10 protein-coding genes are annotated in these 11,673 nt (G+C 36.3%); 5 read left to right on the top strand and 5 right to left on the bottom strand.

Annotated elements, in window-relative coordinates:
* Positions 1 to 151: 151 nt before the first annotated feature.
* From BT1A1_RS15210 to BT1A1_RS15190, 5 genes are all read left to right on the top strand, one after another.
* Entirely contained in the window at positions 152 to 2,116 is a 1,965-nt protein-coding gene (locus BT1A1_RS15210) for a BglG family transcription antiterminator (RefSeq protein ID WP_034772864.1), read from the top strand.
* Positions 2,117 to 2,133: 17 nt separating this feature from the next.
* Positions 2,134 to 2,556: a PTS sugar transporter subunit IIA gene (locus BT1A1_RS15205; protein ID WP_034772862.1), complete on the top strand. Its 423-nt coding sequence runs from the start codon at positions 2,134 to 2,136 to the stop codon at positions 2,554 to 2,556.
* 204 nt (positions 2,557 to 2,760) lie between these two features.
* A complete protein-coding gene (locus BT1A1_RS15200) occupies positions 2,761 to 3,036 on the top strand; it encodes a PTS sugar transporter subunit IIB (protein WP_034772859.1) in 276 nt (91 codons plus the stop codon).
* A gap of 14 nt (positions 3,037 to 3,050) precedes the next feature.
* Positions 3,051 to 4,319: a PTS ascorbate transporter subunit IIC gene (locus tag BT1A1_RS15195; RefSeq protein WP_231553347.1), complete on the top strand. Its 1,269-nt coding sequence runs from the start codon at positions 3,051 to 3,053 to the stop codon at positions 4,317 to 4,319.
* 183 nt (positions 4,320 to 4,502) lie between these two features.
* The gene (locus BT1A1_RS15190) at positions 4,503 to 5,240 is read left to right on the top strand and encodes a sugar isomerase domain-containing protein (RefSeq protein ID WP_034772856.1); all 738 of its coding nucleotides are present in this window, start codon (positions 4,503 to 4,505) and stop codon (positions 5,238 to 5,240) included.
* A gap of 429 nt (positions 5,241 to 5,669) precedes the next feature.
* Here the strand turns inward: BT1A1_RS15190 and BT1A1_RS15185 are convergent, their stop codons facing one another.
* From BT1A1_RS15185 to BT1A1_RS15165, 5 genes are all read right to left on the bottom strand, one after another.
* Positions 5,670 to 6,743, bottom strand: a complete 1,074-nt coding sequence (locus BT1A1_RS15185) for a DUF871 domain-containing protein (protein ID WP_034772853.1) — start codon at positions 6,741 to 6,743, stop codon at positions 5,670 to 5,672.
* An 86-nt stretch (positions 6,744 to 6,829) separates the two neighbouring features.
* Positions 6,830 to 8,194: a PTS transporter subunit EIIC gene (locus BT1A1_RS15180; RefSeq protein ID WP_034772849.1), complete on the bottom strand. Its 1,365-nt coding sequence runs from the start codon at positions 8,192 to 8,194 to the stop codon at positions 6,830 to 6,832.
* 15 nt (positions 8,195 to 8,209) lie between these two features.
* Positions 8,210 to 9,094 (bottom strand): N-acetylmuramic acid 6-phosphate etherase, encoded by an 885-nt coding sequence (murQ, locus tag BT1A1_RS15175; RefSeq protein WP_034772846.1) that lies wholly within the window; start codon positions 9,092 to 9,094, stop codon positions 8,210 to 8,212.
* A gap of 139 nt (positions 9,095 to 9,233) precedes the next feature.
* Positions 9,234 to 10,082 (bottom strand): MurR/RpiR family transcriptional regulator, encoded by an 849-nt coding sequence (locus BT1A1_RS15170; protein WP_034772844.1) that lies wholly within the window; start codon positions 10,080 to 10,082, stop codon positions 9,234 to 9,236.
* A gap of 318 nt (positions 10,083 to 10,400) precedes the next feature.
* Positions 10,401 to 11,450 (bottom strand): 2,3-butanediol dehydrogenase, encoded by a 1,050-nt coding sequence (locus BT1A1_RS15165; RefSeq protein WP_034772841.1) that lies wholly within the window; start codon positions 11,448 to 11,450, stop codon positions 10,401 to 10,403.
* Positions 11,451 to 11,673: the final 223 nt, after the last annotated feature.

The following is an 11,673-nucleotide window of genomic DNA, read 5'->3' as shown; positions in this document are numbered from 1 at the left end:
GTTCTTGTGTTAACTAAGTTTTTAATTCGGAATTCTGATTTAAATCCATTGGTGATTGCCAATTGACTAAACCTAAGCGTCCTTTTGATTTAATAATAATAATGCTGAAAATAGGCCAAAGTGAAAATAAAAGAAAAAAGGGGATATTTAGGTGATATTCAAAAGGCAAGTGACACTTTTAAAAGAACTCATATACAGTAGAAAATATAATTCTGTTCAGCATTATGCGGAATTATTTCAGGTATCTACACGAACTATTCATTTTGACCTAGATGTACTCGAGGATATTGTCAAGGAGTATCATTGTAGAATTGTGAAGAAACCGGGTAAAGGAATATTTTTGGATGGAAAAGAAAATGATAAAAATAAATTGTTGCATAGTCTTCAGAACTATTCCCGTTTCTCCAATCTTTCACCTGCAGAAAGGCAAATTCAAATATTAGAAAAGCTCGTTAATGAAGAACGCTTGTCATATAAACTTTTATCCCAAAAATACTTTGTGAGTCGTACTTCGATTGCAAAGGATTTTAAGGTGATTAAAGAAATGTGTTCTAAGGAAGGTGTTCTTCTAGAATATGATAATGATGGAACGTTTTTGGTCGGTCATGAAAAAAACTTGCAAAGTCTCCTAAAAAAGCTGTATTTGAGAAAGTTTGAACAAAATTATTATCGTTTCCCTAATAATTTAATTGAATATAAACAGTTTTTATTGGATACCGATAATAGCCTCCCACATTCTTTTATTGAGGAAACATTTAATATTGTTTGTACCATCGGCGAAAAATACAATTTGGCCGATCATTATTTAATTAGTTTGCAAAATACATTAATCGTTCTTTGCTTACGGGTTTATCGGAATAAACATCATGAACAGGGAAATGGTTATGTCTTTGAAAAGGTCCAACAGTTGGGAACATATTTTGTTGCGAATGAAATTGCAGAAGAAATCGAAAAAAAGCTGAACATCTCATTATCAGAGGAAGATATTGTTTACATTAATGAATGTTTAATTGCCAATGGAATTGAGAATTTAAATATAACCAGCAATCATGGCTATTATAGTAAGTTAGTCCAAGATTTAATAAAGAAGTTCAGCAAAATTATCAATACGAACTTAACTAAGGATAAGAAATTATACAAAGGGTTATTAACACATATTGTTCCGATGATCTACCGTCTAAACAATAACATCCGTTTGCAAAATCCCTTAATTAAGGAAATTAAGAAGCAATATTCGGTCATGTTTAATATCACTTGGTTTGTTCTAGTTGACTTGGAATCAAAATTAAACATTCATATTCCAGAAGATGAAATTGGTTTTATCATGGTCCACTTTCAATCAGCCTTGGAGCGGCATGAAGATATTAAAAAAGTATTAATTGTTTGCCCAACAGGGATTGTCACATCTGAACTTTTAGAAGCAAGAATCAAAAAATATTTACCCAGTTTAAATCTATATGAGGTTGTTTCTGTTCAAAATCTAAATCCGGCCAATTTCAAAAAGTTCGATTATATTATTTCGACAGTACCTTTAGAAGTGAAAAATTTTGATTCAAATCGAATTTTCTTTATCTCCCCTATTCCTACTGATAAGGAATTAAAAGAGCTTACCAATTTAATGACAGATAAAATTTTTAATGCACAAGCGTTTTATACGATTAACGAATATAACAGAGAAGTCAAAATAAACAACTTTTTACTTCCAAACTCAATTTTTGTAAACAATCATTTTAATTCAATGAAAGAGATTTTAGAGTATTTAATTTCGTATCTAGAACACGAAGATCTTGTAACACCATTATACAGGAAATCTGTTTTTGATAGGGAAGCAACATCTTCTACAGCTTTGGAAACTGGTGTAGCCATTCCCCACGGAAATCCGGATTATGTTAAAAAAACAAGCATATCTATCTTAGTTAATAGTAAAAAAGTCCATTGGGGAAATGAGAAAGTAGATATCATCATTTTGTTATCAGTAGCGAAAAATGATGTAAACCATATAAGTTCGATTATTTCTCAAATTTATGATGTGATTTCTGATAGAAATAGAATGGAAACAGTATTTTTCGGGAAGTCTAAGGAAAATATTTATGATTATTTTTATGATCATTATTAAGCATGAAGGGGATTTGTATGCTCAAAGAATTATTGCAAAAAAGCCATATGCAGCAAAGAGAGAAAGTAGACAGTTGGGAAGATGCCATTAAAATTGCAAGTATCCCGTTATTAAAGGAAGGAATCATTGAAGAAAGTTACATTGAAAACATGATTAAAAGTGTAAATAAAAATGGTCCATATATCGTATTAATGGATTATTTTGCCTTGCCTCACGCAAAAGCGGGGGAAGGCGTAAACCGGCTGGGGATGTCGCTGTTGACACTTAATCATCCGGTTGATTTAAAAGGAAATCCTGTAAAAGTATTTTTAGTCCTGGCAGCAGTAGACGCCACTTCTCATATTGAAGCTTTAGCGGACATATCAAAATTATTAATGGACCCGAAAAATTATGAAATTTTTATGTCCGGAGATTTGGATAAGATTAATGACATTTTGTAGGTCATTTTCCAATCTGTCCTATCCAAATGGAGCAAAAGACTTGTTTCTTTATTTGTCCAAAAGTATTGTGTAAAATTTCACAAAAGCATTATCCTGATTTATTGCAGCAACACCAAGTATTTTTTGCGAAAGTATTTGAAAAATAAGCTTTTGCGGTTTTTCCATGAAAGTATTACTCAATTTACAATTTAAGGAGGATTTAATATGAAATTTTTAGCAGTTTGTGGTTTTGGTGTAGGTTCATCAATGATTTTAAAAATGACACTTGAAAAAGTTTGCAGGGAAAGAAATCTCGATTGCGAGGTAGAAAATACTGATATTAGTTCAGCTAGGGGGATGAATGTTGATGCCGTTTTTACAAGTCAGGAGCTTGCCGATGAGTTAAAGGGTAGTATGAAATGTCCCGTATTTCCGATAAAGCGTTATATGGACAAAGAAGAAGTAGGCAAAGCCCTTGATGAATTTTTGAAAAATAAATAAGGGAGGAAAAGGAAATGGCGTTTCTGGATTTTATAACATCGAACATTTTACGTAATCCACCTGTTCTTTTAGGCTTGATTGCAGCTATCGGACTAATTGTTCAAAAGAAAAATATAGCAGATATTATTAAAGGTTCATTGACAGCTGCGTTTGGTATGATCATTTTGAATACCGGTGTCGGATTAATTACAGGCACGATTTCACCGATTAACTCTGCTTTCCAAGAAGCAATCACAGGGAAAACAGCCGTTGCCAATACATTAAATGATACGACATTTACGGCCAGCTTCGGCGGGGATGTCGGTTTGGCGATGTTCTTTGGTCTCATTCTTCATTTGATTATTGCAAGATTTACAAAGGTGAAAACCATTTTTTTAACCGGTCATATGTTATGGTGGTTCCCGTTTATCTTTGTTGCTGCAGGTGTTGAAGCGGGACTTTCCGGTTTTGGACTCATCATCTTTGGTGCGGTCTTTTCAGCTTTGTATTGGTCATTTATGCCTTGGATTATGCGGAAATTTATTTGGGATGTAACGGGGGATCAATCATTTTTAATCGGTCATCCTACCGGAATGTTAAGTATTATTTCCGGATTAGTTGCGAGAAAATTTGGCAATAAACAACATTCTACGGAGGATTTGAAAGTACCGAAAAGCCTGTCTTTCTTTAGAGAAATTTCAGTAACCGGGGCAACAGTTATTTTTATCATGTATATTATCGTAGCCATTATTGTTCCGTCTCTTGTTGGGAAAGGTGAAAATTTACTGTTTTTGTCACTTAATCAGGGGTTAACATTTGGGGCAGGTTTACTCGTTATGTTATACGGAGTCCGGTTTTTAATTAATCAAATCGTTCCGGCATTCCAAGGGATTTCGGAAAAACTCATTCCCGGTTCTGTTCCTGCATTTGATGTGCCGATACTCTTTAATTATCGTCCAAATGCGGTGATTATCGGTTTTCTTGTTGCAATGACAACTTCGACAATCATGATTATTATCGCCAATTCCTTTAATATTTTTGGCGTGATCCTTATTCCGCTTGTTATTACTTCCTTCTTTGAAATGGGGGGAGCTGCCGTTGTCGGTGAAGGTCAAGGCGGATTAAAAGGTTCAATCATCGGAACAATCGTATCAGCAATTGTTATGGTTCTAATCATGGGCATTTCCGTTGGTGTATACAATAATACGATTCAAAACTGGATGTTAATCTTTGGCGGAAATGACTTTTCCATCTTTGGTTCCATAGCAAAATGGATTGGCAGTCTATTTTCGGGTCTGTTTTGATCTATGGTTCAATAGCTAAATGAACTGGGTCTGTTAGTTAACTTATTCCATCTTTGGTTTAAAAATAAAAAGGATTAGCAAGCAGCATATTTTTGTGTCTATTTTGATTTAGTTTGGGAAGCAAGTCAATTTTTTCAATTAAAATCTACAATGTTATACGAGGTTATACGAGGAGTGCTTATCATGTACCAATATTTTGATAGGGTCCGAGCAATACTTGATACCGTTGAAAAGGAAGAAAAGAAAAATATCGATGCAACTGTATCTGTTATGGTCAATGCGATTATAAATAAAAAATCCCTATTTGCATTTGGGGCCAGCCATGCAGGAATTTTAACGCAGGAGTTATTTTATCGTGCAGGCGGATTACTAAATCTAAATCCGATTTTCGGTCGCGAAATTATGCTGGATACAGAACCAATTAGCCATACAAGTCATATGGAGCGATTAGTTGGTTATGGAAAACTGTTGGCAGATAAGACCCCGTTCTCTGATGGGGATGTACTCATATTGCATTCTGTTTCAGGGCGCAATCCTGTAACAATTGAAATGGCAATGGAAGCACAAAAACGTAGCGTTACAACCATTTCCATTACCAATCTAAAATATTCTAAGTCGGTGAGTTCACGGCATCCGTCCGGCAAAAACTTGTACCACTTTAGTGATATCGTTATTGATAATCACGGTGATATTGGCGATGCTACTTGTGACATTGAGGGACTTGAGCAAAAAGTATCCCCGTCGTCTACAGTTGTGGGGGCAACGATTGTTAATACCATTGTTGCGGAAACGGTTCGACAATTAGTTGAGAAAGGGATGAAACACCCACCAATCTTTTACAGCGCAAATTTAGACGGTGGAGATGAACTTAACCGTCAATTATATGAAGAATACAAAGACACCATTTTTTACCGGTATTAATTAAATATTCAAGATAATCGTCAGTGGATACTTTCTATTCCATTATTAACAAGAGCAGTTTAAGAACTACTAGGCTGGTATTTAAATGGCAAAAACATAAACGGGCAATCTGAATCATTTACTTTGTTGAAATAAATTAAAAATCCCGTAAGTAATGAACAAAGAATTTGCTGAAAGGTGGATTTTTACTCGTAACGGAACACTTTGAGACTAGCATTTGTTATAAGGTATTGAATCATAAACAGGATAAGCCAACATGAACACTGACAGTACCTTTTATACGGGGGATTTTTTAAGGAAAAGAACTTATATATAAAGAACATTAATTGAATTTAAATTAGAGACCAAGAATGTCCTGATTACAACGTTCTTGGTCTTTACATTTTCCATGTATCAGGCTTTAAAACCATTTTAAAAAATCCAAAACCTTCATTGATTCCATAAAATTTTAAACTTTACTCCACCTTTTATATTGGAAAGAAGAGGACGGTCTTCTTCAATAATTCTGCCGACAACATTTACTTTTTCATCAGCGGGTAAGTCCTTTTTCGTAATTTGGATTTCTCCTTGGTAGCGACCATATCGACAATTATCAATGGTAATTGATCCCAGTGAACGTTCAATCGTTTTACTTGCCGCAATTTCCGTTGTACCCGGTGAGGCCATTAATCGAGATTCAGCAGAACGGATAACATCTCTTGCTACATCTACTCGGTTTGTTTGTACAGAGCTAAAGCGTGCAAGTAACTTTTCATCTTTCATATAACTTTTTGCCCGTAGTAAAATTATCCCATCCACAAAATAGGCTTTAAACTGTTCATAAGAAGCTTCATTAATCGAAGGGTCACCGATAATAATTTTATTGACACCGGGCACCTGTTTTAAATCAAGATAAGAGGCAAAAGTTGTTAGATTCCGGTGTACTTCTAATGTAGGCAGTCCTTGAAACAAAGGACCGCGGCGCTCACCATCTCCCGGAATAAAGGCCATGACACGGATCCCCTCATATGACAGCCATTGATTTTTTAAGGAAAAGTCCACGATATCTAAGGCGGTCTCCGGGCGTGGATAATAGTTATGCCAAGCTTCTACGGATGAAACTTGAAGTCCGTGCTTTTTCAGTTTTGCTAAGCTGTCCTCCGTTAACGTACTTGCATTTAAAGCAATCTTCATTTTGTTTGACAGCTTTGCGATTACCTCTTCGGAAATACCATAATCTACACGGATCCCAGTTAACCCCCAGTCAGTTAATTGGTTAGCATTCTCCCAATTGAAACCTAAATATTGAAGGGATTTAGGTGAGACATCTGCAAAAAGCTCCATGTCAAACTTCTTGGCTAACGTTCCCAAATGTTTCAGACGGTCCCGATATAGGCTATGGTCATCTTCCGGTATATGAAGGGAGGTAAATATGCTTTTGCAACCAATCTTGTCCATTTTTTCGATATAAACTTCCAATTCACTGGGGGACTGATTGGATAAATACACTGATATTCCAAACATCATGATCTCCTTTCTTAAAAACAGGTATTTAAATAAACTCTACTATAAAAAAGAAGGGAGGAAAACATTCCTCCTTCAAATGAACCTTAGAAAGTATCATCCATTTCTTTTTTATATCCAAAGAAATAAGTGAATAAGAATCCGGCAGTGTATGTGATTAAAAGACCCAAGAAGTAAATAAGATATTTATTATCAACAATAAGTGGGATTAAAGTTAACCCGGATACACCGACACTACTTGCTGCTGTATGCATAACGGCTTGGAACGCTCCGCCAACTGCAGCACCTAAACAAGCGGTAACAAATGGACGGCCAAGCGGCAATGTAACACCGTATAATAAAGGTTCGCCGATTCCCAAGAAGCCTACAGGAAGACCGCCTTTAATTACGTTTTTAATGCGTTTATTTTTTGTTTTTACATAAATAGCGATGGAAGCACCAACTTGACCGGCTCCAGCCATTGCTAAAATTGGAAGTAAGGCAGTAGCACCAACTGTATTAATTAATTCCATATGGATTGGTGTAAGCCCATGGTGGAGACCAAGCATGACTAGTGGTAAGAAGAACCCAGCTAATAGGCCACCGGCAACGACTCCTCCAATATCTAAAATGTAGTTAATTCCTTGTGTTATTCCATCAGAAAGAAATCCTGCGAGTGGTTGAACAATTGCAATTGTTAATAAACCTACAGTTAAAACGGTTAATAATGGCGTGAAGATAATGTCAACCGCATTCGGGATGAACTTTCTGAATTTCTTTTCAAAAAAGACCATTAACCATGCTGCAAACATGGCACCGAACAGTCCACCACGTCCGGGCATTAAAGGTTCACCAAATAATGTGATTTCTGCTAAACCTGGGTTCATTGTAATAATCCCGGCGATGGCGCCTAATACCGGTGTACCACCGAATTCTTTTGCCGTGTTCCAACCGACGACAATGGCAAGATAACCGAAAATACTCCCGCCTATAACAGTAAGAATTTGTACCCAAGTTAATGTTGGATCAACTCCGGAGTTTTTAGCAAGACCAACGATTCCGTTAATAATACCGGAAGCAACCAACCCCGGGATGAGCGGGATAAAAATACTTCCAATCTTCCGCAATAAGTTTTTCACCGGCGTATTATTTTTCTTTTTCAGATCATCTTTCTTTAATTTTATAAGATCATCATTATTCTCATCGATGGCTTCACCCATTTTTATTCCTGTTATTTGTGTGATGTGTTCGGCGACTTTATTCACTGTACCAGGACCGACGACAATTTGCAGTGTGTCATCTTCAATGACACCCATGACGCCATCAACTTCTTTTAATTGTTTCATGTTAACTTTGGAGTCATCTTTTATGTCTAAACGAACTCTTGTCATACAGTGGGTGAAGGATCTAATGTTTTCTCCACCGCCAATGTGATTCAAAATATCTCTTGCCAGTCTCTCTTCCTTTTTCATACTTTCCCCTCCAAACTATATTGTGTTTCTAATAAAGCCTTGTGCATCTTCTAATTTAAGCTTGGCATCATCATAGGAGCAGTTGAGTAAAATCATAACAATAGCTACTTTTACTTGATGGTTTGCCTTTTCAAAATAAGTTTCCGCCGTCCCGTAGTCGACTCCGGTTGCTTCCATGATAATTTTTTTCGAACGTTCAATCAGTTTTTTGTTTGTCGGTTGAACATCGACCATTAAGTTTTCATATACTTTTCCAATTTTGATCATGGAAGTGGTGGAAATCATATTAAGAACAAGCTTCTGTGCAGTTCCGGCTTTTAATCTTGTTGAACCTGTGATGATTTCTGGTCCTGTAACTACTTCAATGGCAACATCAGCTATTTCTCCAATTTTGGAGTTTGCATTATTGCTAATACTTGCTGTTTTGGCACCGATTTCCTTGGCGTATTTCAGTGCCCCGATCACATAAGGGGTTCTTCCACTGGCCGCAATCCCGATAACAACGTCTTTATTTGTTAAGGAAACTTTCTTTAGGTCCTCACCTCCCGCCTGTTCATTGTCTTCTGCACCTTCAATCGCATCCGTAACCGCTTTCAATCCACCGGCAATAATACCTTGAACTAAGTTTTTGTCAACGCCAAAAGTAGGCGGACATTCTGAGGCATCTAATATTCCTAAGCGTCCACTCGTTCCTGCACCGGCATAAATGAGTCTGCCGCCGTTTTGGAAAGCTTGCACAACATAATTAACAACAAATTCAATTTTATCAAGCACTTCACGAATTCCTAAAGGAATTGTGGCGTCTTCACGATTCATTAATTCTAATATTTCTCTAATCGATTTTTGATCTAAATCTAATGAATTTGGGTTTCTTAATTCTGTCGTTAACTTTTCTAGCATTCTGTCACCCACTTTATTAAAATTTATTTCACACTTTTATTATATATTATAGAAATTAAAAGTCAATTATATTCAACCAAATTATGAAATTAAATTTCAAATAAAAGAATATTTTTATGAGGAGATAAACCGAGTTGGATTATCTCCTTAAGCGAATAACTTCATTTCTAGCTTTGTGATATTTGTCAATTACTTTTTCACCTTTTGAATGAAAAATGCTTAAATAAAGTGAGTCAATAATTGTTAACTGTGTCATTCTAGAAGGGATGCTGCCAATTCGGAAATCTTGTTCAACGACCGGTGTACATAATCGAATATCGGCTTCTTTATAAAGTGGCGATTTATCGATATTGGTAATAGCTATGACGGTTGCTCCCTGTGATTTGGCAAAACGTGACAGCTCGAGGACATCCTTTGTTTTCCCTGACATACTAATGGCAAAAAAAACAGATTGCTCGGTCAAATAAGGGATAGCTGAAAGGAGAAAGTGAAAATCATGATTCGTCGTACATTGGTAACCTAATTTGGTAAATTTATAATATGCATCTATGGCGGCTGTTGAGCTCCCTCCGACACCATAAAACATAAGTTTATCTGCATGACTTAAAATTTCTACGGCCTTCTCAAACTCCTTGCGATCTAACGATGCGGGTGTTGCTTCAATGGCAGCTTTATTGACATATGTTACTTTTTGAAAAAGATCGTATGGTTCGTCTCTCTTTTGTAAAATATCAAAATCAGTTAAATTCATTCCAGTTAATGTTATATCTTTCACCAGCTCCAGTTTAAAGGATTTAAAACTCCCAATCCCAATAGATTTACAAAAACGAACGATACTTGATTCACTCACTCCGCTATTTTTTGATAAATCTTTCGTTGTCATATTGGGAACAAGCTCCGGGTGTTCTAATATATATTCGCCGATTTTTCTTTCCGCTTCCGATAATCTGTTTAAATTTTGTTCAATACGGGATAGTAAAGAACTCATTCGTTCCACCTCATTAAGTTGAAATTATATGTCATGGCTCTTTGGTGATTACAAATTGATTATAAACGTTTTCAGGAAAACATACACGTTTTTTTATATGTAAGAGGTTAATTGAGGTAGGGTGAGTCTCTTTGCCAAAGTCTGACAGTTAATTCAATAGTAAAAAGAAATAGTTCAACAATAGTATCCTAATATTCGGCAGAAAAAGAGAGAAGATTAATAAACTAACCGTAAATCAATAATTACTTACAAAGCGTCACCAATGAAAAAACTCCAGACAGATGTGCTGCCTGGAGTACTGTTTATGCAATCAATAAATCATTTCTCCCCGCTTAACTCTACTAAAATTTTAGCTTGGGATTTGTCAGTTGTTAGTGCTTCGAAGCCTTTTGACACGATGTCATCAAGTTGGATGACGCTTGTGACGATGCCTTGTGGTTTCAATTGACCTGTCCCCATTAAGTCAACGGTTTGTTGGAAAGTCGTTGGGGTATAGGCAATAGCTGATGTAATTTTTACACCGGTATTTGTTAATTGCAATGGATGCCATTCAATCGGGCGGGCAAAAATGGAAACAATAACCATAGTACCTCGTGCTTTTGTTGAATCAATCGCTTGTTTGAATGTTGGTGCGACACCGGCTACTTCAAATGATACATCAACGCCATCGGGAACAACTGCTTTAATGGCCTCAACCGGGTTTTGTTGACCGGAATTAATAATATGGGTTGCGCCCAGTTCTTTTGCTTTGGCCAGTCGTGTTTCCGACAAGTCCATCACGAAAATTTTGCTTGCCCCGGCTGCTTTTGCGGCAATTACTGTCAATAAACCGATTGGACCTGCTCCGTAAATCGCAACTGTATCACCAAATTTCATATTCCCTTCTTTTACGGCTTGAACGGCTACTGCTGTTGGTTCAACGAGAGCACCGTCTTGTAACGTTAATGTTTCCGGTAACGCATAAACATTCGATTCTGGAACATTAACATATTTTGCAAATCCGCCGTCTCCATGTAATCCAATAAAACTGAATCCGTCATAAACATCTAGGTCTTCCGGTTTGTTTCCATAGGTTAATGTCGGGTTGATAACAACACGGTCACCAACTTTATATTTGGTTACATTTGCACCAACTTCTTCAACAACACCGGCAAACTCATGCCCCATCGTGATTGGCGCTTTTTCACCCGTTAAAGCGTCTTCCTTTTCAACCGGAACAAATACCGGTCCTTCTTCATATTCGTGTAAGTCGCTTCCGCAAATACCTGCCCATGCCACGCGAACTTTTACTTGATTGTCTTTTACAGGTTTTTCCGCAACTTCTTCAATCCGTATGTCCTTTTTACCATACCAAACGGCTGCTTTCATTATGTATACCCCCATTATTTGATTTAAAAAGTTTATAGTTAGACACGTTTAAAACGAACTATACTACTATAACAATTTAATAATATATCCAAAAAATGAATTTCGCAAATAATTTATCCTGAATTATTCACAGAAATTCAGAAACTTATTATAACTTATGGATTACCAAGCCTTTTCGGCTTTATTGTAATTCATTAAAAAAATGAAAAAAGAATCCATTTTT

The organism is Caldibacillus thermoamylovorans (assembly GCF_000751775.1).
In the GTDB taxonomy this organism is placed as follows: Bacteria; Bacillota; Bacilli; order Bacillales; family Caldibacillaceae; genus Caldifermentibacillus; species Caldifermentibacillus hisashii.
Note: the sequence above shows the minus strand (reverse complement) of the source record. Positions and strands in the feature narration are given on the sequence as shown.

Excerpts from the sequence above, each read along its gene's own strand:
- BT1A1_RS15205 (WP_034772862.1), top strand. The coding sequence starts at position 2,134 with ATGCTCAAAGAATTATTGCAAAAAAGCCATATGCAGCAAAGAGAGAAA.
- BT1A1_RS15200 (WP_034772859.1), top strand. The coding sequence starts at position 2,761 with ATGAAATTTTTAGCAGTTTGTGGTTTTGGTGTAGGTTCATCAATGATT.
- BT1A1_RS15195 (WP_231553347.1), top strand. The coding sequence starts at position 3,051 with ATGGCGTTTCTGGATTTTATAACATCGAACATTTTACGTAATCCACCT.
- BT1A1_RS15190 (WP_034772856.1), top strand. The coding sequence starts at position 4,503 with ATGTACCAATATTTTGATAGGGTCCGAGCAATACTTGATACCGTTGAA.
- BT1A1_RS15185 (WP_034772853.1), bottom strand. The coding sequence starts at position 6,743 with ATGTTTGGAATATCAGTGTATTTATCCAATCAGTCCCCCAGTGAATTG.
- BT1A1_RS15180 (WP_034772849.1), bottom strand. The coding sequence starts at position 8,194 with ATGAAAAAGGAAGAGAGACTGGCAAGAGATATTTTGAATCACATTGGC.
- murQ (WP_034772846.1), bottom strand. The coding sequence starts at position 9,094 with ATGCTAGAAAAGTTAACGACAGAATTAAGAAACCCAAATTCATTAGAT.
- BT1A1_RS15170 (WP_034772844.1), bottom strand. The coding sequence starts at position 10,082 with ATGAGTTCTTTACTATCCCGTATTGAACAAAATTTAAACAGATTATCG.
- BT1A1_RS15165 (WP_034772841.1), bottom strand. The coding sequence starts at position 11,450 with ATGAAAGCAGCCGTTTGGTATGGTAAAAAGGACATACGGATTGAAGAA.